24 protein-coding genes are annotated in these 23912 nt (G+C 40.6%); 6 read left to right on the top strand and 18 right to left on the bottom strand.

The features are described 5' to 3' along the window. Nucleotide 1: 1 nt before the first annotated feature. The 3 genes from SPIGRAPES_RS08180 to SPIGRAPES_RS08190 all read right to left on the bottom strand — a co-directional run bounded on the left by SPIGRAPES_RS08180 (nucleotide 2) and on the right by SPIGRAPES_RS08190 (nucleotide 3559). The gene (locus tag SPIGRAPES_RS08180) at nucleotides 2-1237 is read right to left on the bottom strand and encodes a nucleotide sugar dehydrogenase (protein WP_014270297.1); all 1236 of its coding nucleotides are present in this window, start codon (nucleotides 1235-1237) and stop codon (nucleotides 2-4) included. Nucleotides 1238-1622: 385 nt separating this feature from the next. Further along, entirely contained in the window at nucleotides 1623-2933 is a 1311-nt protein-coding gene (locus tag SPIGRAPES_RS08185) for a lipopolysaccharide biosynthesis protein (RefSeq protein ID WP_014270298.1), read from the bottom strand. Nucleotides 2934-2983: 50 nt separating this feature from the next. Continuing rightward, nucleotides 2984-3559: an acyltransferase gene (locus SPIGRAPES_RS08190; protein WP_014270299.1), complete on the bottom strand. Its 576-nt coding sequence runs from the start codon at nucleotides 3557-3559 to the stop codon at nucleotides 2984-2986. A 226-nt stretch (nucleotides 3560-3785) separates the two neighbouring features. On the opposite strand from SPIGRAPES_RS08190, the gene SPIGRAPES_RS08195 reads away from it, so the two are divergent. Together SPIGRAPES_RS08195 and SPIGRAPES_RS08200 are read left to right on the top strand one after the other, a co-directional pair. Next, a complete protein-coding gene (locus tag SPIGRAPES_RS08195; RefSeq protein ID WP_014270300.1) occupies nucleotides 3786-4274 on the top strand; it encodes a hypothetical protein in 489 nt (162 codons plus the stop codon). Then, a complete protein-coding gene (locus SPIGRAPES_RS08200) occupies nucleotides 4274-4936 on the top strand; it encodes a DDE-type integrase/transposase/recombinase (RefSeq protein ID WP_281047918.1) in 663 nt (220 codons plus the stop codon). Before SPIGRAPES_RS08195 ends, SPIGRAPES_RS08200 begins: the two co-directional genes overlap by 1 nt. A gap of 33 nt (nucleotides 4937-4969) precedes the next feature. On the opposite strand, the gene SPIGRAPES_RS17440 is transcribed toward SPIGRAPES_RS08200, so the two are convergent. The 4 genes from SPIGRAPES_RS17440 to SPIGRAPES_RS16575 are packed head-to-tail and all read right to left on the bottom strand — an operon-like array spanning nucleotide 4970 to nucleotide 8136. Further along, a complete protein-coding gene (locus SPIGRAPES_RS17440) occupies nucleotides 4970-5284 on the bottom strand; it encodes a tyrosine-type recombinase/integrase (RefSeq protein ID WP_281047880.1) in 315 nt (104 codons plus the stop codon). Then, nucleotides 5188-5988, bottom strand: coding sequence for a site-specific integrase (locus tag SPIGRAPES_RS08210; RefSeq protein ID WP_041384532.1), 801 nt, complete (start codon nucleotides 5986-5988; stop codon nucleotides 5188-5190). Before SPIGRAPES_RS08210 ends, SPIGRAPES_RS17440 begins: the two co-directional genes overlap by 97 nt. After that, nucleotides 5981-6943, bottom strand: a complete 963-nt coding sequence (locus SPIGRAPES_RS16570; RefSeq protein ID WP_014269777.1) for a tyrosine-type recombinase/integrase — start codon at nucleotides 6941-6943, stop codon at nucleotides 5981-5983. Before SPIGRAPES_RS16570 ends, SPIGRAPES_RS08210 begins: the two co-directional genes overlap by 8 nt. Then, complete coding sequence (locus SPIGRAPES_RS16575) at nucleotides 6940-8136, bottom strand: tyrosine-type recombinase/integrase (RefSeq protein ID WP_014269778.1); 1197 nt, start codon at nucleotides 8134-8136, stop codon at nucleotides 6940-6942. Before SPIGRAPES_RS16575 ends, SPIGRAPES_RS16570 begins: the two co-directional genes overlap by 4 nt. A gap of 185 nt (nucleotides 8137-8321) precedes the next feature. On the opposite strand from SPIGRAPES_RS16575, the gene SPIGRAPES_RS08225 reads away from it, so the two are divergent. Next, nucleotides 8322-8726, top strand: a complete 405-nt coding sequence (locus SPIGRAPES_RS08225; RefSeq protein WP_081468751.1) for an integrase core domain-containing protein — start codon at nucleotides 8322-8324, stop codon at nucleotides 8724-8726. 225 nt (nucleotides 8727-8951) lie between these two features. Further along, nucleotides 8952-9161, top strand: a complete 210-nt coding sequence (locus SPIGRAPES_RS08230; protein ID WP_155816688.1) for a hypothetical protein — start codon at nucleotides 8952-8954, stop codon at nucleotides 9159-9161. A 67-nt stretch (nucleotides 9162-9228) separates the two neighbouring features. On the opposite strand, the gene SPIGRAPES_RS08235 is transcribed toward SPIGRAPES_RS08230, so the two are convergent. The 10 genes from SPIGRAPES_RS08235 to SPIGRAPES_RS08280 all read right to left on the bottom strand — a co-directional run bounded on the left by SPIGRAPES_RS08235 (nucleotide 9229) and on the right by SPIGRAPES_RS08280 (nucleotide 20723). Further along, nucleotides 9229-10644 carry an oligosaccharide repeat unit polymerase gene (locus SPIGRAPES_RS08235; RefSeq protein ID WP_014270302.1) on the bottom strand — a complete coding sequence of 472 codons (1416 nt, stop codon included), beginning with the start codon at nucleotides 10642-10644 and terminating at the stop codon, nucleotides 9229-9231. Nucleotides 10645-10661: 17 nt separating this feature from the next. Beyond that, entirely contained in the window at nucleotides 10662-11747 is a 1086-nt protein-coding gene (locus SPIGRAPES_RS08240) for a glycosyltransferase family protein (protein ID WP_014270303.1), read from the bottom strand. A 979-nt stretch (nucleotides 11748-12726) separates the two neighbouring features. After that, nucleotides 12727-13668, bottom strand: a complete 942-nt coding sequence (gene fcl / locus SPIGRAPES_RS08245; protein ID WP_014270304.1) for a GDP-L-fucose synthase — start codon at nucleotides 13666-13668, stop codon at nucleotides 12727-12729. Between the two features lies 1 nt (nucleotide 13669). Next, nucleotides 13670-14749 carry a GDP-mannose 4,6-dehydratase gene (gmd, locus tag SPIGRAPES_RS08250; RefSeq protein WP_014270305.1) on the bottom strand — a complete coding sequence of 360 codons (1080 nt, stop codon included), beginning with the start codon at nucleotides 14747-14749 and terminating at the stop codon, nucleotides 13670-13672. Between the two features lie 162 nt (nucleotides 14750-14911). Beyond that, nucleotides 14912-16150, bottom strand: a complete 1239-nt coding sequence (locus tag SPIGRAPES_RS08255) for a glycosyltransferase family 4 protein (RefSeq protein WP_014270306.1) — start codon at nucleotides 16148-16150, stop codon at nucleotides 14912-14914. Further along, the gene (locus SPIGRAPES_RS08260) at nucleotides 16150-17346 is read right to left on the bottom strand and encodes an ATP-grasp domain-containing protein (RefSeq protein WP_014270307.1); all 1197 of its coding nucleotides are present in this window, start codon (nucleotides 17344-17346) and stop codon (nucleotides 16150-16152) included. The genes SPIGRAPES_RS08255 and SPIGRAPES_RS08260 overlap by 1 nt, the downstream gene beginning before the upstream one ends. A 5-nt stretch (nucleotides 17347-17351) precedes the next feature. Further along, a complete protein-coding gene (locus SPIGRAPES_RS16580) occupies nucleotides 17352-17801 on the bottom strand; it encodes a GNAT family N-acetyltransferase (protein WP_014270308.1) in 450 nt (149 codons plus the stop codon). Continuing rightward, nucleotides 17782-18912, bottom strand: a complete 1131-nt coding sequence (locus SPIGRAPES_RS08270; RefSeq protein WP_014270309.1) for an ATP-grasp domain-containing protein — start codon at nucleotides 18910-18912, stop codon at nucleotides 17782-17784. The genes SPIGRAPES_RS16580 and SPIGRAPES_RS08270 overlap by 20 nt, the downstream gene beginning before the upstream one ends. 22 nt (nucleotides 18913-18934) lie before the next feature. Further along, nucleotides 18935-19525 (bottom strand): sugar transferase, encoded by a 591-nt coding sequence (locus SPIGRAPES_RS08275; protein ID WP_014270310.1) that lies wholly within the window; start codon nucleotides 19523-19525, stop codon nucleotides 18935-18937. Continuing rightward, entirely contained in the window at nucleotides 19518-20723 is a 1206-nt protein-coding gene (locus SPIGRAPES_RS08280) for a DegT/DnrJ/EryC1/StrS family aminotransferase (RefSeq protein ID WP_014270311.1), read from the bottom strand. The genes SPIGRAPES_RS08275 and SPIGRAPES_RS08280 overlap by 8 nt, the downstream gene beginning before the upstream one ends. 116 nt (nucleotides 20724-20839) lie before the next feature. Between SPIGRAPES_RS08280 and SPIGRAPES_RS08285 the strand changes: the two genes are divergently transcribed. Together SPIGRAPES_RS08285 and SPIGRAPES_RS08290 are read left to right on the top strand one after the other, a co-directional pair. Beyond that, nucleotides 20840-21355, top strand: a complete 516-nt coding sequence (locus SPIGRAPES_RS08285) for a helix-turn-helix domain-containing protein (RefSeq protein ID WP_014270312.1) — start codon at nucleotides 20840-20842, stop codon at nucleotides 21353-21355. Continuing rightward, complete coding sequence (locus SPIGRAPES_RS08290) at nucleotides 21343-21642, top strand: hypothetical protein (protein WP_041384539.1); 300 nt, start codon at nucleotides 21343-21345, stop codon at nucleotides 21640-21642. The genes SPIGRAPES_RS08285 and SPIGRAPES_RS08290 overlap by 13 nt, the downstream gene beginning before the upstream one ends. Before the next feature lie 378 nt (nucleotides 21643-22020). Here SPIGRAPES_RS08290 and SPIGRAPES_RS08295 read toward each other — a convergent pair whose 3' ends face one another. Beyond that, on the bottom strand, nucleotides 22021-23835 hold the full coding sequence (locus SPIGRAPES_RS08295) for a nucleoside-diphosphate sugar epimerase/dehydratase (RefSeq protein ID WP_014270314.1): 1815 nt from the start codon (nucleotides 23833-23835) through the stop codon (nucleotides 22021-22023). Nucleotides 23836-23912: the final 77 nt, after the last annotated feature.

The following is a 23912-nucleotide window of genomic DNA, read 5'->3' on the forward strand; positions in this document are numbered from 1 at the left end:
TCTATAACCTATATGTGCTTTCGAATTCACAGACATTTCGTGTATCCAAAATGATTTTATTCTTTATCTTTTCCATATTCTCTCGTAATTCGCTATGTCCGACCATAATGACAATAATATCTATCTCTGAAAGGAAAGTATCGAAATCATGATATTGACCTGCCACAAGGTCTTTATGAACCCATGGGTCATACACCTTAATTTCTGAAGCAAGATGCCGTTGCATACATTCCAACATTTGCAAAGTTGGACTTTCTCGAACATCGTCGACATTTTCTTTATAGGTAAGACCATACAGACCAACACGAGACACACTATTAATGGTATGTTTTTTCATGATATCATGAATCCGATCAAGTACAAATTCAGGCATAGAGTCATTAATTTTCCGTGCTTGCCATATCAGGTTGGCTAGGTCAGGATAATCACCTACCAAGAACCAAGGATCAACAGATATGCAATGGCCTCCTACTCCAGGGCCCGGAGAAAGGATGTTAACGCGAGGATGCTTGTTTGCAATACGTATAATTTCATAGACATCCATACTATCCCGACGGCAAATCTTAGCAAGTTCATTAGCGTATGCAATATTGATGTCCCTGAACGTATTCTCAACGACCTTAGTCATTTCAGCGGTGCGAATAGTAGTTGTGATAATCTCGTTCTTACAAAAAGATGTATACAAATCCTTTATTCTTTTAGCAATTTTAGGGTTATCAGCACCAATTGTACGGGAATTGTGCTCAAGTTCATACACCATATTTCCTGGAATGATTCGTTCAGGTGCATGAACAAGGTGAATATCCTCCCCTATAACGAATCCGTTAGCTTCAACAATTGGACGGACATACTTATCGATGGTCCCTGGAGAAATAGTGGATTCAATAACAACAATAGCATCCTTGGGGCATACTTCCATTACGTTCTTAATAGCAGCTACAACATAAGAGGCATCAACCATTTTGCTATTCTTATCATACGGAGTAGGAACAGCAATGATGTAAGTATCAGTAGTAATATATTCTGTTGTAAATTTAATTCCTTTGGCAACTGCCTCATCAAACAATTTATCTAGGTTGTTTTCCTTAAATGTTAAATGACCTGCATTCAGTTCATCAACAAGTTTTTTATTGTAGTCTGTTCCTGTGACTTCAATATCATGGGAAGCAAACATGAGGGCTGTAGGTAAGCCAATATATCCAAGGCCAATTACATTAATCATATTATATTTTTTCATTAATATTAATCCTTATAGGTACAATTTCCTTGCCCAACTTATAATTATGGGGTATTTGCATTTTTGATAGGGTCTTCTACTGGCTTTCATAATCTTCAAGAACAAGTGTCCATTTTCTTGCCAAATATATTATCGAGTAGAAGCAAGAGCATGATACAGATTACTGATATTTGGTGAATAATTTAAAGATGGAGTCTGAGAAATCCTAGAATAACTCGTCTAGATTATTTTCCTTAAAAGTAATCTTTCCCACATTTTATGTTGCGAAAAGATCCTTTTTTAGTCAGTACCGACAACTTAAACTTCGAGTGCCGCTTCATGAATGCGGAAGGAAGACAATTCTAGCCAATTCCTATGACATTAATCATTTGTTTTTATCTCCTTTTCATATATTATCTTTTACATTGCTGATGTTTCCTTTTGCATAATGAAAAACAATCAAAGTAAGGAAAATGTAACAACACGTTCTTGTAATGCAAAGTAGCATAAGGAATACTATAATGTCGCCCTGAAAAGCCCAAGTAACAATACCACTTCCAAATGAAGCAATTGCTAACATCATATTAAAAATAAGTTCTGTTTTTTGTTTATTACATACCACCAAACCCTGGGAAAGGGCAGTAGCTACTAGACGGAAAGAAAACATAGGTGCAAGAATTCTTATATATTCACCAGATATACCCCATCCTTTTCCAAAAAGGATTTCACAAATAGAAGGGGCAAGGAAAAACATACCAAAAAACATCGCTATTGAGATGGGAACCAAGAACATTACCGATTGTTTATAAGCATTAATGTATTTCCCAGTAACATTATATTCACTGGATGCCCGCTCAACAAACACTTTAGCAACATTGCCAGCAACAAGTAAAATGGGTATTCCCAATACACGATCAGATACTGAATAGTAACCTAACACCTCTGTACTAAAGAGTTGCTCCAAAATTATAGGAACAATTGAAAACGAAAAACTATTGACAAACAAGGCAGGGGTTGAAAGGAACGGCTGGCGCTTATGTCTTTTTGCAATTTCAAACATCTCTATTATTGTAATGGATTTCAGCTCATCCTTATGATTCATCAGCGATTTTGACTGCAGGATGAGGCCTGTAAACAAACTAACACCATACGGCACGAACATCACAAGAATGCTTAATTCTTTAAACCCAGCCAGTTTCACCAACAAAAGCCCTAGAAGCAACACGCCGCAATTCTGAATAAATGTGCGTAGAATATACATACTAGAAATCAATTTATATTCCTTGCATCGAGTATTATATGAATTACAAATGTTATTCAGGCCATACCCCACAAGAATCAAAAAAACAAAAGGTGTTACATACAAATATTCAAAATACTTGGGATTTGACAAAGCAATATAGAAAACATAAAAAACTGTAATCACGACACCAAGTGAAATAACTAACACTGTTGATAACTTTATAAGAGCAAATACTTGCCTTTCTTCCTTTTCTGTAACAATAACAATGTCATAGCGCAGAGACATCACACCAATAAACATCATGGGAATGGCCAACAGAAAAGTAAAAATTCCAATGTCATTTGCGGAGAAAATTCTCGTCTGTAAAATCTGCTGCAACGCAATAATAAAAGCGCCAATCAATGAACCGCTAGTTAAAATTGCCAAAGCTTGGAAATATTTGGATGACTGTAGTTTAGCTTTTATTTTTCTCATTTCTATATCAATTTCTTTCTCCGTTTCAAACTTTCATTTTTTTCAATTTGTCAAGAAAGCACTTTTGGGATATCTTTAATTTTCACTGCTGGAACACCAGCGACAACACAATGGCCTTCAGGAAAACTTTTCGTAACAATAGCGCCTGCCGCAACAACCGTATGCTCACCTAAAACAACTCCCGGCAAGACGACTGCATTCATACCGATCCAGCAGTTATCTAAGATAATAATATCTTTTCCAGTAATATGCTTTGAAGGATCATTAATATCATGATTAGTTGTTATAATCCCAACATTCGGCGCAACAAAGCAATTTTTCCCGATTGTAATTTTACCATCACGTGCCTGCCAATAGCACCCAGGCGTTTGAAATATATGAATACTATCAATATCAAAAGTAATATTCTGATATCCGGTAACTATTGATTTAGGGTTTACCGGCCATGGCACTTTATAGTTTTCCACAATGCTTCTTGCACTCAAACTTTTCCAAGCCCACACCCACCCCATTGCCTTGTAATCAAAATACTTCCCATGCAAATACTTTTTATCATAGAAGAAAGAAAAAAAAAGCGCAATAATGCACGAACTAAGGGTAAAGACGCCAACTTTTTCACAGTTCAAACTCCTTTCATTTCAATATCACTAATAGCTTGTAAACACTAATTCTTCAATTCGATTACCAGATAGAGCGTTTTCAGTTTTATCCTTGCCTGCTCGGTAGAGAATTGCTAGTAGACACCTTTTTGTCTGGCATTTTTGCTCGCAGACCATGCCAGGACTTCCTTTCTGAGGTCTTCAAGGTCACTAGCTGTCATGATAGTTTTCGCCACTAGGAGGGCAAAACATCATGAGATATTCAACAGGATTCCAGGCTTCGGTAGTCCGGAAAGTACTGCAGCGTGGAGACAAAAGCGTCTATCAGGTTTCAAAGGAAACGGGTATCAGTTCTACTACCATTCACAGCTGGATGCTACGGCACAAAGCTGGTAAGCTTGACCTGGACACAGCGGGAGAGCCGACGGTTTCCCAGCGGAGTCCCGGAGAGAAGCTTGCACTTCTGCTTGAAAGCAAAACCCTCGGAGAAGAAGATCTGGGGGAATGGCTGAGACGGCAAGGTCTGCACTCCGAGCACCTCCCCTTGTGGGAACAGGAGTTGACCGGTATGGCAAATGACAAGCAGGGAGAAATACGCAACGAGAACTCGGCACTGAGGAAAGAGAACAAGCGTCTGGAAAAGGAGCTTGCCCGGAAGGAGAAAGCCCTGGCCGAGGTCGCGGTGTTGCTCACATTAAAAAAAAATCATCCGAACCTGTTCGGTCAGGACGAGGACAACTGATATCGGAGCAAGAGAAAGCCGAGATCCTTGCCTTTGTGGATGAGGCAATGCTTCTCGGAGTTTCCCAGAGAAAGACCTGCGAATTTCTTGGAATTGCCGCCAGAACCATCCAGAACTGGCGGCATGAAGGTCTCTGCGACAAGAGGAAAGGGAGCAGCCGGAGGGTTGCCCACAGCCTCACCCAGAATGAGCAGGATGCCTTCTTTTCATTGGCTACCAGCCCCCGGTTCCGGGACAATACGCCCGAGCAGATAGTTGCAACGCTTGCCCAGGAAGGAACTTATATTGCAAGCGTATCCTCGTTGTACAGGATCCTGCGCAAGCGCGATGCACTCCGTCACCGGCAGGAGTCAAGGAAACCAGCAAAGGCCCAGGTCATGGAAAGGCTTTCTGTCACCGGTCCCAACCAAATTTGGGCCTGGGATATCACCTGGCTGAAAACCGAGGTGCGTGGTATCTTTCTCTATGCCTATACGATCATCGATGTCTATGACCGTAGCATCATAGGCTGGACCATAGAGGACCATGAGTCAGACATCCTTTCCCAGAGGCTCTTTTCACGGGTAACCCGTGACCTGAGGGTGGTACCAGCTGTGATACACGGCGATTTCAACGATAAATTAGTTTTGCCGAGACCTGTCAGTAATCTTTCCGTTGCCTAGAATTACCAACAAAGATTCGGCAAAATCATTTATCTATAATCCCATTAGCCGCTTGAGAATTTGGGGGTCTTCCCAGTCCTTACTTGTTCCTACCACGTTAGGATTCGCTTTCTCCACTGCCGCGGTGATCATGGCAAGATTGGCTGTGGCATAATGCGATATGCTGGAAGAATCAGCATGACCGAGGAATTTGGCCACATTCTCCAACGGCATCCCGTTCAGGTACAGGTGCATGGCACGGGTCGACCTCATCAGATGAGGGTGTATGCCAGAAAGAACCTCGATGCAAGTTTTGCTTGCCTCTTCCCCATGCTTCTTGAGCAATACGGCAATGGCATCTGTAGACAACTTCGAAGGCCCATTTCGCTTCCTAGCATAAAACAACGGCCTCTTGGGATCCTTGTAGGATGAAACATGTGGATGTAGGCATTGAGATGGGCTACCGTCTTCTCCATCAACGGTATCAGCCTGGTCTTGTTCCCCTTTCCCGTAAGCACTACATAGCATGGAGAGGCTTCCAGATGGAGAGATCCAAACTGCACATCAACCAACTCCTGTACCCGGCATCCGGTATCATACATGAAGATCATAATCATACAATCTCTTCTTCCCAGCCTTGTATTGGGGTCTGGAGCCAAGAGCAAAACTTTGAGAGCCTTCTCTGAAAGGTATTCCACAGGCTTTTGCTCTTCCCTGGCTTTGGGCATGGTCCTGATTGATTGGTAGGTGGCATACAGGGGTACATACTCATCTGCACAATAGCGGAGAAAACTTTTCAGGATTGAGAGCCTGAGGTTACATGTAGAGTCCGCAAGCTCATCTACCAAATGCAGGTGTGCTATGAACTCCTTGACATTATCCCTGGTGAAATGATCCAAGGAAAGAAGCGAGGCCTCAACATTTCGGTGCTTACTCATGTAGGAGACAAAGGAGTACAACCCATACCGGTAGGTCTCAATCGTCCCTTTGCTCATTCTTCTGACATCCTTCAGGTAGACGTCAAAGTAATCCGTTACAAGACGCCACAGGTCAGCCTTTTTAGTCTTAGCCATGGCTCACCTCCGGCAGGTTGTCCCCAAGCTTTCCATACAGACGCTCGAAGACTGGAAAGAATTCAGGTACCCAATGCAGATAATACTCGGTATTTTCAATGCAAGAATGTCCAAGATACAGCCTGAGGTAAGGCAGCAGGGCATACACATCCTTTCCATCCTCAATCCATGTGTTGATGTTCCTGAATACAAAATGATGCCTCAGGTCATACAACCTGGCATTGTTCCCATTGGAGGATTGCCCTATGCCTGCATCCCTTAGGATGTGACTGAATGCAATTGAAAGGGAGGAACATTTGTAACTGTCATTAGCTTTTGTAGGAAAGAAATATTTTCTTTCTGGCAAGCGTTTCTGCATGATGAGGTCATATTGCTTCAATTCCAACAGCAACATCTCTCCAATTGGCAATCTCCTGTCCCTATAGGTCTTTGTCCCCTTGATGTCGAGCCATCCATGTTCCAGATCTACATCCCCGACCAGAAGTTTCCTAGCTTCTCCAGGCCTGAGCCCGCAGCAATGGATGGTTGAGAACAGTTGTGGAAGCACATACTGTCTGCTCATCGCTTGGGAAACCGGGTGGAGGGAACCCATGACCTCGTCAGAGAAGAGTTTTCTTAGCTCATCCTCAGCAAAGAAATAGGGAACATAATCAGGGACTTTTGGGCAAATGCCGTAGGGAAGGACGTATTGGTCGCTTTCCCCGATTGATTGTAGGTATCTTCCCAGATAGCGTACCAGCAGGATCCTACAGACCTGGCGCTGGACGGACTCCTCATCCAACCTGCATATCCACCCGGAGAGCCTCTCCTTGGTAAGCAATGGAGGATACTGGTGTGAATCCCAATATGTGTCGAACATCTTTGTATAGAACAGCAAGGAGCCAGACTTGTGGGAGTACATATAATGTTCATCAAATCTTTCTATCCTTGAAGCCAGGCTGCTGATATAGCTCATACCGTTGCCCCCTTGTAGTAAGGGGCAAGGCAACACGGCCTGATCTTCTCATATTCGACGGTGGTATAGATAGTGGTCGAATCCATATCCTTATGACCAAGCATGTTGCTGATGGTTCCCAAAGGTACCCAATTCTGCAGCTGTTTCGATGCTGCATGATGTCTCAGCAGATGTGATCCTTTCCGCTTGGAATCCCGAATCCCAAGTTCAGCAAAAACCCTCCGGATAATTGCATATATGGCAGAATGCCCTCCAAGTTTATGATAGGGTTCACGATATGATAAAAATACATAACGAATATTGCTTCTAGGTCGCTCCTCCAGTAGATATTTCTGCATACAGTTGCCTATGACAGGCAAGAGAGGGAGAACCAACAGGTTCCGGGTCTTTGACTGAACTAATGACAAGGTCCCTTTGATCCAGTCTATATTTTCCAGTTTCAAGTTTATGATATCATTGGCCCTGACACCGAGATAGTAGGTCAATGAAAGAATTGTCCTATCCTTCCAGGAGCCATTCCCATTGCAAATGTAGCTGGAGATGGCTGCATCCTCCTCTATTTCAAGCATGGGGATGATGGGAGTATGCCGGGGACAATTGGTTGGTATTGCTTGAAATATTGCACCCTCATAGCCCAAATACCAGAAAAACTTTCGCATGGCAGAGGCTGCAACACGAATATTAGTCGATACCCATGTGCCTCTCAACACCTCAAAGAAAGAAATGACCAAGGATCCATTGATTTCTGCGATGTTATGAATATCATTTGCACCCAGATGATTGAGAAACTGGGTTGCTACGTTCCTGTAGCTGTCAATAGTAAAGACTGACTTCCCTTCAGATTGCAGGTATGCCAGGTATTGTTTCAGCACAGGCTTGAAGGTATCCTGGATAAGGACTGTCTTGGTAACGTTATATCGGAGATACTCATCGTGAATTGTTCCTGTTTCCAGATAACATAGCATGCGAGAATAGGTAGGATAAGCAATTATACTGGTTTTTCCCTGCCTGATGAGTTCATTTGCCTGGTATCTGACAGCTTCGAGCAACCCCATTCCTTCTTCAAGCGGTTGTTGCAACTCCTTCTCTACCCTTAGATAGCAAAGTTCATATAATCGCAAGGTGGCTTTGTTAAGATAGCGGGTTTGGTCATAGTCCTGCAGAACTTTCAAAACTGCTGACAATTGTTCCATACAATATTCTCCTTTGGATGAATACAGTATGTAGTCATTTCAGATATTGGCGTGAAAAGATTTTGCCGAATCCCTAGTGTTAATTCTAGGCAACAGAAAGATTACTGACAGGTCTCGGCAAAACTAATTTATCGTTGAAATCGCCGTTTTGTTGAATTCAACAAAACGGCGATAACGGCCACCCGATGCGGGGCATGACACTGGCTGTATTCCTTGATTCGCTGTTCATCAGCCGGAGCTATTCGAGGCCCCGCTGCAGCAATGACAACGCATTCATCGAATCCTGGCACAGGACACTCAAATACTCGGTGGGTTACCCAAAGCAATTTTCTACGATTTCCACCGCAAGGATCTGGTACGCCGATTTCGTCGCTTGGTACAACAGTTGCCATCTACACTCAGGCCTGTCCTACGTTACCCCTATACAGGTAAGGAAGGGCGAGGCCCAACAGTTGTATTCCGAACGAAACAAGACAATCATAGAGGCAAAAGCCGCTCATCCGGAACGCTGGAGAAAGGGAAAAACCAGAACCTATGCACTCCCAGCGGTAACGGCATTCTACCGTCCGGCAGAAAAGGCAGTTTGCTGAAATTGTTTATAAAAAATGGCGAAAACTACGTTGACAAATACCGAGGTTGTCGATTCTGCGATTTTCAAGGGATTGGTTTGAAAGGGAGGAAAGCTCGCACTCCGCAATATCAAACCAGCTCCCATGCTTCGGCGTATAGTGGATTTCCAGCCGCAAAGCCAGAGAAAATGCCTCTTGCGAAGGGGGGATGTCTCATATAAGAATGAAATTCCATGAGTGTTGAGATTGTCGTTCACAAGCACCGCTTTCTTGGCCTTCGGGTATTGCTCATCCAACAACCATTTGATTTCCCGGAACGTCGACAGCGAATCCCTCATGAAGATGAGAAACACCAGGGACTCAGGGAAACCAGACCCGACAAGGACCGAAGCCTATATATTCAGGGGGTGTTCTCTAGTAAAAATTGGCCAATGGACGCTTACTGTTAAAACCTAATTAACACCAGATACAGTAGTTTTGAATCAAAAAGACACCATTTGCGATCGATGCTAAACTAGGATTATTACAGGCAAATATACAAGTTCTGATTTTGTTTAACCCTATTCGGAAAAGAAGCAAATGTAATAATAACCCAACAAATCACAAGGGTTCTCGAAATAATATTCCAGTTGAAAGCAAAACTAGCAAACATTGCAAAAGAAAGTCGGGCATAGATGATGCACATAATGTACTGAACTTCCAGATATTTCACATAAACGATTTTTCTTTCAACCCATGCAGCAACAGCCATGTTGAAACAAGTGAACAGCGGTGCAAGAAGGGGCCCTAAATATAGATACCCGTACGCCACTACTGAAAACAGATATCCAGAAGTTTTCGTACCTGAATAAATATACAAATTATAAAGTTCGCTGGTCGTATAACCGGTGTTCTTAAAAAAGTAATGCAATCCAAAAGTATTTCTTAAAAAATCAAAAATTATTGTAAAGAAGGATACATTGGAAATCATGGCAAACTCAAGATTTCTTGCAACCGTCTTCACAGAATAGAAATAGGAGTCTATCTGATTGGATAGCAAATATAAATCAAAATTGTTATTTTTTATCGCTGATAGATACGAATCATAACTAAAAACATAGAAAACTTTATAAATTGTCAACAAACCGATGACTATACAGGCAATGACTAAAACATTTCGAATAATTTCCTTCCGGTACCGTGGGAATAATCTTGGTAGTATCCATATGAAAACATAAACAAGATATACTTGAGACAATCTGCCTTCCGAAGATATCAGGCAAAGCCTAATAAGTGCACAAAATAAAGCAAAGTACACATATTTCTTCTGTGCTGTTTTCTGATAACAGATATATGATTTATAGAATATCAGAATTACCAGGAACATAAGACCGAATGAAATGATTGCACTAATAATGGGATTATCGCCTATTTCCCCTGCAAGACGCAATGACGTTGCCGGTTTAAGAGCAATAAAAGTGAACGCATCTGCCCCAGTAAGGAAAAACAGAATAATTGAAGTAAAAATAAAAACAATATAAATTGCCGGTACACCCTTGATTTTAATTGACTGTTTTTCGATTTCTCCTTTCCGTTTTCTACTAAACTGAAGAATGATAAAACAAAAAAGCGAAGAAATTACTAATTCTGCAATTAAAAGCCAAACAGCAACCAATGCAGATTTATTACTGACATAGGGCCCCAAATCAGAGAAGTAGCCAGAAACACTGCCGATAGCCGGCAATACTACAAACCTTAACCATTGAATCGCAAGAAAAATATAAATTGTAATTTTCGCAGTGCTACTAGACCAGCGCAACTTGCGATATATTATAATGGCAAACTGCGCATAAATCAACGGCAGGATAGTGATCGCTTGATAAGATGAGCAAACATTGTTGATGTTCAGAAGATAAATAATAAATGCGATTGCTGAAGATAATACAATTGTAATTGACAACTCAGATTATCCTCCCTTCAATCACAAAAATTTTTCATCGCAATCTCACTGAATTTATCATTCTCCACAGAAATTTGCGCCAAATAATCGGCACTTCTCTTTTCAAGTTTGTTGAATGAAAGCTGATGATACCATTTATATAAGTTGTTCTTCATATTTATATCAATACAACAGTCGCTTACTTCAAAGCCAAATCCTAGTCCTTTGGCAATCTCGCCCACATAAGTATCAGGAGAAACCAGGATAGGAATCCTAGCATATAATGCATGGAAGAACTTAATGGAAATAGCCAAGCGTACATTGATCGTATCATTACCGTAAAGATTGTTGATGATATCGATCTTTCCCAGGTATTTTGCCGTATCACCTACAGGGAAAGAATCATGGAATATGGTATTTTTGATACCATTTACTTCCGAGTAGTCCTTCAATACATTTGCATGGGTGCCGTAATAGTGCAGTTCAAACCGCGAATCATTAGCAAACACATCAAGAAGCTTCTGATTTCGCTCAAAATAACGCACATACCCGATAAAACCGATACGTATGGGCTCATCAGGCTGACGTATTCCGTTATGACGCTGTATTTCTGCAAGAACAGAAAGGTTCAGGCTATGCACTGGTATATAATCTATTCCAGTAGGTAAAAAATCTAAAAAACCCTTGGACGAAATGGTAATGAACGCTGCATTTCTAAAAACCGCGTCGTAACGTTTCTGACGACTAGGCTTTGTATAACCCATGTCATCGCGAACATTTAGGCAATATTTTCCCTTATATTTTCGACTGAGGTACCAAGCAAATATAAAAATGGCAACATCGTTCCAAACAATCACAAAATCATACTTATTCTTATTCAATATCCTCGTTGCATATGGAAGGAACATCATATACTTGATTTCCTTAATTATTCGAGGCCAACCAGGCTTTACAACGTTTACATAACGATACTTCTTTCTACACTCAAATTCCTCATCCTCATTGTATTTATCCATATATATAATATCGTATTCTATACCACATGTTTTAAGTAAATCAGTATACAAAGAAATCAGTGACATATGCTTGATATTAACTGCGCTTAAAATAGCTATCTTTTTCAAGTGTTTTTTCCTTTTTCTGAAGAGTATCTAATTATCAAACGGTAAAGATAAAAGTTAGTTTTTACCAAAAGGTATTTGATGGAAATCATAACACCCTCATCTATCTTGAAGTCACGAAACTTTATATCTAGGATATAAAGAATATTAAAATACCTGCCTGAATATCCTATCAGAGTATTGCCATATAGAAAAAAAGATAAAAATTACATCTATAAAGGGTTGGCTATAGCAACGAGGGATAGCCAAGTAATCAACGGTGTAACGTAAGTATATGAGAACATGGCATTCTGGAATACAGAGAAGGGCCGGAACGAACACAAAAGAAACTAAATCGGCAAGATGGTTGATGGATATGAATATCAAGGATCTTCTTCATTGAGAAAATATCATACCTTACAATGGAAAAACATTATTGGGGTGAGAAGCAAAAACGTCCTTACCCTTAAAATTGTTCTCGACACTAGCAACGGTAATTCTCTCCTGAAAGGGACAATTGCCAGCAGTGGGGAGAATGCTTGGTTACCGATACCATTTTATTATCCGCGTTCCTGTCTCCGGCTGCCATTTTAGAATATCTTACAGTCTCAACTAACAGTAAAGTGGGGTTCTGGGGATTCCTATCGAATTTGCGAAAATGCCTACCGGTTGCCCTCTCTTGACGAACTCGAAACTTTGCTTGACCAGCTTGATTCTTTTTCTTTAACGGAAAATTTGCCTTGGCTATACCTATCTTCCAACAAAAAGATAGGACAATAACGGTTATTCAGTAAGTAATGATGAAAAGATGCTTACTCTCAAGGAAGGGTAATCGAGGTAAGCAATATGTTTTATAGAGATTTCAATAAAGTCTTTCCAATCTCTGGAATGAAGAAGTTTGCCTACTTTATTCGAGCTAGATATTCAAGGAACCAATACCACTTAGTTTTATAGTGGCAACCAGGGTTTTAAATGTAACGACATTACCGTGTCCATTCACTAATCAACGGTCTTTTCTAAAATCTCTTTCAAGAAAATCCTCATAGGCCATTCTGATTCCTTCTTCCAGTTCTGTCTTGTACCGCCAACCAAGAGCGTTGAGTTTTGTCACATCCAACAGTTTTCTAGGAGTCCCATCCGGCTTTGATGTATCAAATTCAATCTTGCCTGAATAGCCTACAACTTCTTTAACCAATTCCGCCAATTCGGCAATGGCGAGTTCCTTGCCTGTTCCCAGGTTCACTGTCTCGCTCCCGCTATAGTTCTGCATGAGGAACACACAAGCATCGGCAAGGTCGTCGACGTACAGGAATTCCCTTAAAGGCTTTCCAGTTCCCCAGATGGTAACACTCGAGGCATTTTCCATCTTTGCCTCGTGGAATCTTTTGATGAATGCGGGAAGCACATGGGAATTTTGTGGATGGTAATTATCATTCGGACCATAGAGGTTGGTTGGCATAGCACTGATATAATCTGTGCCATGCTGCCTGTTCAGATATTCACAATACTTGAGCCCTGAAATTTTAGCAAGCGCATACGCTTCGTTCGTCTGCTCCAAGGAACTAGTAAGCAGACAGCTTTCCTTCATAGGTTGAAGAGCCAGACGAGGATAAATACAAGAGGAGCCAAGAAACATAAGTTTTTTTACTTTGTTCTCGAAGGCACTATGGATAACGTTCATTTCCATGATCATGTTGTCGTACATGAAATCAGCAGGATACGTGCTGTTGGCCATGATACCACCAACTTTGGCAGCTGCTAGGAAAACATAATCGGGTTTCTCTTCTTTGAAAAAATCCTCCACTTCCATTTGTCTGCGAAGATCCAGCTCTTTGCTCGTACGGCTCACTATATTTTGGAAGCCTTTTGCTTCAAGATTCCTCACAATTGCAGATCCGACCATCCCTCTATGTCCTGCCACATAGATTTTTTCCTGTTTCTCCATATTAGTCATACTCCCGTCGTATACGCTCTTCATGTTTGACCAAATCAATATCATGAGCGACCATAAGTGAAACCAATTTTTCAAAAGAGGTCTGCCTTGGGTTCCATCCAAGCAAATTTCTTGCTTTGGTGGGATCTCCTAGCAACTGTTCTACTTCTGTCGGTCTATAGTAGCGTGGGTCTACTTCAACAACCACCTTTCCTGTTTTCTGGCAAATACCTTTTTCTTCTTTGCCAATACCTTCCCATCGCAACTCAAGTCCAGCTTCCTTGAAAGCAAGTGTAACAAATTCCCGAACAGTATGCATTTCACCAGTGGCGATTACAAAATCTTCAGGTACTTCATGCTGGAGCATAAGCCACATACACTGTACATAGTCTTTTGCATATCCCCAATCTCGCTGTGCACTAAGATTCCCTAAATACAATTTCTCCTGGGTTCCCTTCATAATTCTAGCTACCGCAAGAGTAATTTTTCGCGTTACAAAGGTTTCTCCCCTTCGCTCTGATTCATGGTTAAACAGAATGCCGTTTACTGCAAACATGCCATATGCTTCACGGTAATTACGGGTTATCCAATACCCATAGAGCTTAGCTACTCCATAGGGACTACGTGGATAAAACGGGGTGTTTTCTGTTTGTGGGATTTCTTGAACCTTGCCAAACAATTCTGATGTTGAGGCCTGATAAATCCTTGTTGTTTTTTCATACCCAAGAAACCGAACAGCCTCAAGCAGTCGAAGTGTTCCAAGACCATCAGCATCTGCCGTGTATTCAGGTACTTCAAAGGAAACTTTTACATGAGACATTGCAGCCAGATTATAAATTTCATCAGGTTTGATTTCACGAATAAGGCGGATCAAATTTGTTGAATCAGTCATATCTCCATAATGAAGATGGATCTTTCTCTCACTGTGCATATCTTTCAAAAGTTCTTCGATATATAGATGTTCAATCCGAGAAGTATTAAACGAAGAACTCCGACGTATTATTCCATGAACTTCATATCCCTTTTCAATGAGGAACTCAGCCAGATATGAACCATCTTGGCCGGTGATACCAGTAATTATTGCTTTTCTCATGCACCCACCTTTCGTCATCATAAAATATCTACAGGAGATCAAATGCCAAACCTTTTCGCTACAAATATTTGAATATCTTAATTTGTATAAAAAAACAAACAAGCCTTACCTATACAATTCCATGTATAGAAAAAAGGCTTCATTCTTAGCCTATTTTAACTCTCACCTTTTTGAAGAAACTGATTTGATAACTTCTATATATTTTGAAACACATAAATCTTTATCCAATTCCTTCATCACAAACTTTCTTCCGTTCAGCCCCATTTGACTTAAGTTGTTCCGAGAATAAAACAATTCGAGAATTGCAGAATATAACAAATCAGGATTATCAGCTTCCACAACTACCCCACATTCATTTTCAGTAATAACTTTATCTAAAGTACTACCTAAATCAAAGGACGCTAGAACAGGGCGGGCAGCAGCCATAATACTCCAAGTCTTGCTGGGAACAGAGTTTTGAGAAATATGTGGCTTTGATATTATCAAACCAACATCTCCTAAACTAAATACATTAGCAATATCTTCATATGGTTGAAAAGGAAACCTCAAAACATTATTACAATTATCTGTTTTTATTTTCCTATCGAATTCCTCTGTATAAGAACCTTCCCCAAAAAGGATAAAACTAATTAAGGGCTCGCTATCACACATTTTTGCAACCGATAGTAGCAGGTCAAGATTCTGAGTATGCCCAATGTTACCGCAATAAGTAACATAAAAATGTTCTCGACTAAGACCATATCTGTCAAACAGAGGATTCTGAGAACGAGTTACAGGAAAAACTTGTTTTGTATCAACCCAATTATAGATGAGTTCAATCTTTTCTTCAGGCACCCCTTTGTTTATAATATTTTTTTTAAATTCTTCCGAAATAACAATTATTTTTTCGGCCTGCTTATAAGAGTAGTTTTCAATAGTTCTACCAATTTTCCAAACCAAAGAACCTTTCTTAGCCATCTTTGCATTTACTAATGAATCTGGAAATATATCCTGAAGATTATATATAAAAGGAACCTTCAATTTTTTTGCAATTTTAGCTGCCAAGACACCTTGTGTGGGAGGAGTACTTCCAACAAGAATAATATCAATATTTTGCTGTTGAATACATTTTCGATATATCTTCAAACTGGATAAAAAATATCTCCATGCCCGACATACTGGATTTCTTCCTTCTTTGAAAATTGGAACTCGAAATATCACAACTTTCCCATCAAATTTCTGTTCATATTTTTTCTTCTTGTAAGTATTTCTAACCTTTTTTATAATCCCTCTTGTGGGAGTAGGCGTAACTATTATAGATTCAAATCCAGCTTGAATAAAGGCTTCTTCAAGATCCCTATCTAAATGAGAACTAGAAAATTGTTCTGGCTCATAATACGCAGTCGGTCTCAAAATTTTCATTAGCTGACCACTTTTAAATCAAGAAAAATTTGTTTCATTGCACACTCACAACTCAAAATAGCTTGATCAGCAGTTGCACTCTCAGATATTACAAAGCCAACCCTATCTGTACTTGATTGTATATTTTTTATTGATTCTCCTACCTTCTTTACAAAATCAATAACAAAAACACCTGGAACTCTTTTTGCTTCTTCAATTCCTGTAATGTTTTGAATCACTCCTGAATGGGAATTAAAATATCTAATTGCAGCACCTTTATTCCATTTTACTAATATATCGGGAACTTCTCCTAAAGCAATCTTAATACAGCACTCTACCATATCAACCCCATTTGATAGAGGAACCAAATGGGTTGTTATACAATCCCCTCCAAGGCGTGCACCCAACTCAACAATCTTTGCTCCATCTCGTGTAACAATAATTTCAGTATGAGAAGGGCCGTTCTTAATTCCAAGGGCTTTCACAGCCTTTATAGCAACATCTTTAATATCAATTTGAATTTCTTTATCTAAATGTGTAGGTTGAGAATGCCCCATTTCAACAAAGAAAGGAGCTCCAGTTGTCATTTTATCTGTAATCTGAATGATATGGACTTCTCCGTCAAGACTTATTGTCTCAACACTCACTTCTGGCCCTTGCATATATTCTTCGACAACAATATCACCACTTCTTGAGAACTCTTTACTATGATGATAAGCTTCATCCACTGAAATTGCATTACTAGTGTCTTGTATCAAATAGACTCCACGACTCCCTGAATTATCTGCCGGTTTTACAATACAAGACTGGAAGGTAGTAATGATTTCATAATATTGATCAAGATCACTAACCCTACAATATCGTGGTATTGGGACATTATTTTCTTTAAGACATTTACGCATCTCTGCTTTATTTGTGGCTTTTAATGCGGAATCTTCTGAAATACCAATCAATCCCATTTCCTTTGCAACCGCAGCAACTGTTTTCATCGGCATGTCACTGGCAAGGGTCATAATGCCATCAATTTGGTTTCTTTTTGCGGATTCAACAACTTTTGGAATATCAATTGTACTTATAACTTCACAAACATCTGCTATTGTAAAGCCTATTGCATCTGGGTTCATATCCACTACAACAGTTTCCAAGCCCATTTGCTTTGCCTTTTCAATTGCTGGTAATTGAAGTATACTTCCACCAAGTATCATTATTGTTTTCATTTAACTCATAATCCTAGAATCATTTCTTTGTCATAAATTCCATCAATTTGTTTTACTTTTCCACTAAATTGAAACCCAAAATTTGTATACAACTTTATCGCTCTATAATTATCAGGTGAAACATGTAGTTTAATGGTCGAAAAATGTCGGCTTCGGCATATATTAATTGCGGTTAATAACATTTCATGAGAAATACCTCGTCTCCGATAATCGGGTAGAACAAACACATTGCCAATATAAGCTTCTTTTGTCTTAAAATTGTTGCAATATAGATTTAGCATAGCTAAAACTCGATTATTTTCCACTACACCAATCACATCACCAAGATGCAAAAATTTATTAATTCCTTTTACAAGATCATCTTCGGAGATGACTCTACCAATTTCTCTATTGTGCTGATACAACAAATCAAATGCATTATCCAATTCATTGATTCTAATTATTTGCAAAATCATTATCCTCTAGACAAATTCTATGGTTTGCTTGATAAATTAAATAGCCAGAAATTGAAGAATCAGTATTCCCAAGCATTTCTGAAAGTTTATAATCAGCTACCTCACATTCGATGCACCAATTCTTCCCTTTTGCATTCCTAAAAAGAGGAACCAACCATTCTGTTTGTTTGCACAAGAAATAGATACCTGAATGAGCTATATTGGTAGGCGCAGTATAATGAAACTGTCTAAGTGCTATATCAATTGCTGCGCTATAATAGTCAAAATCTGTACTTAACCCGACCAAAGTATCAGCAATTCTGTCACCACCGGCTCTAGCACCAACTTCAATGAAATAAATAACACTATCCACAATTTTCAGCTCAAGATGTGCCATACCAGAAGTTAAGCCTAAAGCATACAATATTTCATTTGATGCAATTTCTACTCTCTTTCTTAATTCATCATTCATAATTGCTGGTTGGTGATGCCCAAGCTCAACAAAATGAGGCGGTCCTGAGGTTTCTTTTTCTGTCAACTGAATCACAAAACACTTTCCATTATCAACTAGACATTCTATAGAATACTCTTGGCCCCCTTCAATATATTCCTCTATTAGAACATTTCCATCTGTAGAATATTTCATCGCATATTGAATTGCTCTATTTAAATCATCTTCATCTTGTGCAATGCTGATGCCCTTTTTTCCACAAGAATCAATTGCCTTCACAATAATTGGGAATTCATATTGTTTCCCATTTTCGTATAGTGCAAATTGAGGTTGTTTTACGCATAAAAGTGGCTTAACACGCTGTCTCATCACATACTTATTTTTACATCCAAACCCTTTCTTAATACTATTTCCTGGTAGTTGTAAAGAATTAGCGATTATTGCAGTCACTTCGGTAGTACTTTCAGAAGATGCAACGATTCCATCTGGGGACATTGCCTTCAATTCTTTTACTACTTCTTCAACGTCAAATATTGAAATATCAAGAAATTCGTCGCAAAAATCTCTTCCTATTGAATTACTATATTCTCCAACACAAATAGTATATACGTTTTTTTCTCGTGCTTTTTTTAGGAAAGGTATGGAAGCAACTCCCGCCCCAATTACTGCTAATTTTGTCATAAATCCTACCTAACATAACAATCTATTTGTTTAAGTTAATATTTTCTGATTTCAACACAGAAACGGCTGTTCTAAATATTATTCTCACATCAAAAATAAAAGATATATTGTCAGCATAATAGGCATCTTTCTTAAACTTTTCTTCTTGTGAAATTGAATTTCTAAAATAGGCTTGACTATAACCTGTAATTCCCGGTCGCACCCTAAACCTTTCGCTATCGATTCCAATATACTGATTTGTTGCATATGGTAAATTGGGACGTGGTCCTATTAAACTCATTTCCCCTCGCAGGACATTAAGTATTTGAGGAATTTCATCTATACTAGTTTTTCTTAATACTTTTCCAACCTTAGTTAATCTGAAATCTGTATCTGAATTAAAAGTTGATCCATCAAAATTTCTTATGTCTGGGGCATTTACTTTCATAGAACGAAATTTGTACATCCTAAATTTTGTACCATTCTTCCCAAGACGGTACGCACTATAGAACACAGGACCTCTATCTTCAACCCAAATCGCAGGAGCAATAAAAATATAAAGCACTATAAAAAAAGGTAAACCAATCAGAGAAAGAATAAGATCAAACATTCTTTTTAAAAAAAATCTATACATAAAATCCTTTTTTCAAGCAGTCAATTACATTGCTGATAATAAACCTAACATCTTCATTACTTAAAGAGGTATGCAATGGCAAAGTAACTTCATTTTCGTACTGGCTATAAGCATTTGGAAAATCTTTCATATCAAAACCCAGTTTTTTATAGGCAGTATGCATAGGCAGTGGTTTGTAATGCACGTTTGTTGCTATTCCAACTTCGGCCATCTTGATAATAAAGGCATTCCTTTGCTGCTCTGAATATCCATCTAACCTTAGCAGGTACAGATGACCACTCGATTGATCAGTTTCGGTGAAATGGTTCATTACTGATACTGGTAAATCTTTGAATGCAGCCTCATACATATCAATTATTTCCCTGCGTCTTGCCAACAATTGAGGATACCGCTTCAACTGGACAATACCAATTGATGCCATGATATCGGTCATGTTGCATTTATAGGCAGGATATACAATGTCATATTCCCAGGAACCTAGTGTAGTCTTTGCCAGTGCGTCTTTGCTTTGCCCATGCAGCGATAACAATTGCAGTTCATGATACATGAATTCATTATCAAGGCCATCACGATCTTTCCAAGTCAACGCACCACCTTCTGCGGTGGTAAAATTCTTTACCGCATGGAAAGAAAAAGCAGTAAAGTCAGCAACAGAACCAGCAACTTGGCCATTATAGGAAGCTCCCAAGGCATGGGCAGCATCACCGATAACAATGACTCTATCAAAAGCTCCCTGTATTTCATTGGAAGGTTTATAAAAACTCTTTTTTTCTTCAAGTATTGAGAAAAGTTGATCATAGTCACACATCACTCCACCGATATCAATGGGAATGATGGCTTTTGTATTTGTAGTAATTTTCTTTGCTACCTGATCATAATCAAGGTGGAAAGAACCTGGTGCAACATCAACAAGGACAGGAGTAGCTCCCACATGTATAATCGCGCTACAGGAAGCAGTATACGTATAAGCACAGGTAATAACTTCATCGCCAGGACCAACTCCTAAGAGATACAAAGCCAATTCCAAGGCAGCTGTTGCAGAATTCAAACAACATACTTTGCTTGTATGACAGAATTGGGCAAGTTGCTTTTCAAGTAGTTTTGTTTTTGGACCAGTGGTAATCCACCCAGATTTTAAGGTATCAACAACTTCATCTATTTCGGCTTGGGTAATATCGGGAGGAGAAAAAGAAATCATAATTTTATCTCCAATACAAAAAATTTAAATTATTCGTGAAATTCATAAATCCTCTGAAGCAATCCCTCCTCTTCCCCATCTTCTTTCTTTGAATCTTAGTTTTGGAGGTATTACTCGTGAATTATCAATTGGCTCTTAGGTTGTTCCTGAAGGAACAACACAAAACCGTTTCAGATCTGTCTTTGGCAACTGGCTTCTCAGAACGTTGGCTTCGCTCTGTCTGCCAGGATTGCTCCTGGGATCCCCATCTCGATACGCTGTTCATTCTTTGCAACGCGTTCTGTATCGATGCTGTCGATTTCCTAGCCTGTGCAGAAACAGAGGCAATGAGGGGAGAGGTCACACACACACACACACACACACACACAGTGGTACAAGGAATTAGCCCAACAGCGATAACCAGTACCCTTCGATCAATTCGCCTGGAGAAGCATCTTTCCCAGTCTCAGCTTTCTGTTCTCACGAAATTCCAAGTCAGCTCAATCAGCTTTCGGGAAAGTCCCCGGTACCAGAGCTATCCTACTTTGGATACCCTTGAAATCTATTGCAAGGCATATGGAATCAGCATCAGTGAGTTTCTTCAATGTGCAGCTCAGTGGCAGGGGGAAGAAGAAACAGCATGCGCTATCTAACAAGAAAACAAATCAACCTGATAATACAAGAAACAAGCAGTTCACCCTATCTGAGTGGGGAACTGCCGTATCGGTTGAAATATGACAGGTTTCAATATCTTACGGTGTATGAAGCCGCTTCATTATTCGGCTTCAATCCCTCAGATTTCAAGGACTTCTTCGAAACCTATCCAGAGAAAATACCCCATGAGTTCTTTTCCGGTAGCATAGCCTTTACACGAAACGCCTTGGTAGTGTGGTATGCACATACGGCACTACCAATGATGAGAGAAGCATCAGGAGGATAAGAAAAGACATTTGCAGTCTTACTGCATAGTCTTTTCTTATTTTTCACTATTTATTCTTCTTTATTCTAAATTCTTCTCTATTCTCGCATCTTCTTTTATTTCATGTTTCTGTTTTCTTGCTTTGTTTAGGATTTCTTATATAACTTCCCAACCTAGGAAAGTTGAATCATACTCACTGCATTGGGTTAGGGATTGGCAAGGGTAGCAACACAGGTTTTCATCAGGTACTACATCGTATGCTGCTACCGTTGCCAATCAAGACCCTGTAAACAAATACTATACAGGATTTCAAAAATCACGGATTCTGATTTCTTACTTCCTAAATTCTTTACCTGTTCTTTTCTTGCTTTCTTTTGTTCACTTTCTTGGGTTCTCTTCTTACAGCACAAACGTACTGTGTTGGTACTTGAACTCGGGAACCAGTTGCTGGAGTTCTTGTAATAGACCTTCGGTGGTTGCCGTGTTGAGCGTGTCATAGATAGGCTGGAACATCTCGGGTTTCAAGACATGGTTCTCGAGCTTCGCCTTGAAGACCAGCTTGTCTTCTGTGGGGATGGTCTCGTCCTTGTTGGCCAGAAGCTCCTCGTAGAGCTTCTCACCGGGTCGTAGGCCCGTGATAATCACCTGGCTTCTTCCGTCGCCATAGTACTTGACCAGTTTCTGGGCAAAGTCATAGATCCTTACCGGTTGACCCATGTCCAGGACCATAACCTCCCCGCCCTTGGCCATCGAGGCGGCTTTGAAGACGAGGCCTACGGCCTCGGGGATGGCCATGAAGTACCTAATGATATCCTTATGGGTCACTGTTATCGGTACGCCGGCCTTGATCTGGTCCATGAAGAGGGGGAGCATGCTCCCGCGGCTTCCCAGGACGTTGCCAAAGCGGACACAGACCATTTCGGTCTCTTCATTGGTCAGCATGCTCGCCAGCATCTCGACCACGCGCTTGGTGGCCCCCATGACGTTGGTCGGGTTCACTGCCTTGTCGGTGGAAATAACCACTACCCGCTCGACCTTGTGGTCGACTGCGCCCTTGAGCACATTGTAGGAACCGCCGATGTTGGTGGTGATGGCTTCCTCGGGATAGAGCTCCTGTAAAGGAACATGCTTGTAGGCAGCAGCGTGGAAGACCAGCTGCGGCTGGAACTTCTCATATATCTGGTTGATCTTCCTAGCGTTCTTGATGTCGCAGACAACAGGGACGATCAAATCACTCCATTCTTTCTGGTAGTTGTGCAGCCTCAGTGAGAGGTCATGCAGTTCAGTCTCATCGATATCGAGCAGAACCAGCTGCGCAGGTTCATAGGTAAGGAGCTGGCGGCAGATCTCGCTGCCAATGCTTCCGCCCGAGCCTGTTACCAGTACCCGCTTGCCCTTCACCATATCGGCAATCGGCTTCTTGTCTATGAAGGTAAGGGGACGGCCCAAAAGGTCTGGATAGTCGAGGTTACGCAGATCGAGCTCCTTGGCCCCCTGCTGAACCTCGAACAGGCTTGGAATGACCTTCACGTCGCAACCATGTTCCTTGGCAGCGTCCACGGCCTTGAACATATGTTCCTGGTCAATATTGGATATGGCAATGATCAAGACCTTTGCCTGGGTCTCAACCAACACCTCGCCCAAGGCCTCGGTGGTCCCGAGTACCCTTGTCCCCACGATGTAGGTTCCAAGAATTGCAGGGTCGTCGTCGACGAACCCTACGATATGGAAGGGAATGTTCCCCTTCTGGAACTGGCGCACGATTGTCGAGCCGAGCTCCCCGGCCCCATATACGACAGCCTTTGGCAAACCATTGGCATGGATAATATTCTTTCGGTTGAGAAAACTCCGGTAAACCACCCTGATACCCATGATGCACAGAAAAGAGGACCAGTCCATCACAATGAGGAACGGAATCCAAATTGAGGAAAAGGAATCGAGGAGGGCAACTAACAGAATGCCGAGGACGAACACCGGGACAAAACCCAAAAGCCCACGGCTGAGCAGGTCAAGCGAACTCTCACTGACCCGGATCTTGTAGAACCGGACAACAAAGAGCAGCAAAAGTACTGACACACCATTGGCCAGGACAACCCTGTACAGCAATTCCGGCATAGCATGCAATACTATCCACGAAGAGAGAAACCCACAAAAGACCAGCAAAAAGGCGTCGATCGCCATAAGCGAAACTTGCCGCATCCTGCGTTTTCTCATCGTTCAGAACCTCTGTTTCTTGGAATTTGGATACAACTTCCCCAACCCAGATATACTGGGTATACAGGTAACTTTCT

The sequence above is a fragment of the Sphaerochaeta pleomorpha str. Grapes genome, assembly GCF_000236685.1.
Classification (GTDB): domain Bacteria; phylum Spirochaetota; class Spirochaetia; order Sphaerochaetales; family Sphaerochaetaceae; genus Sphaerochaeta; species Sphaerochaeta pleomorpha.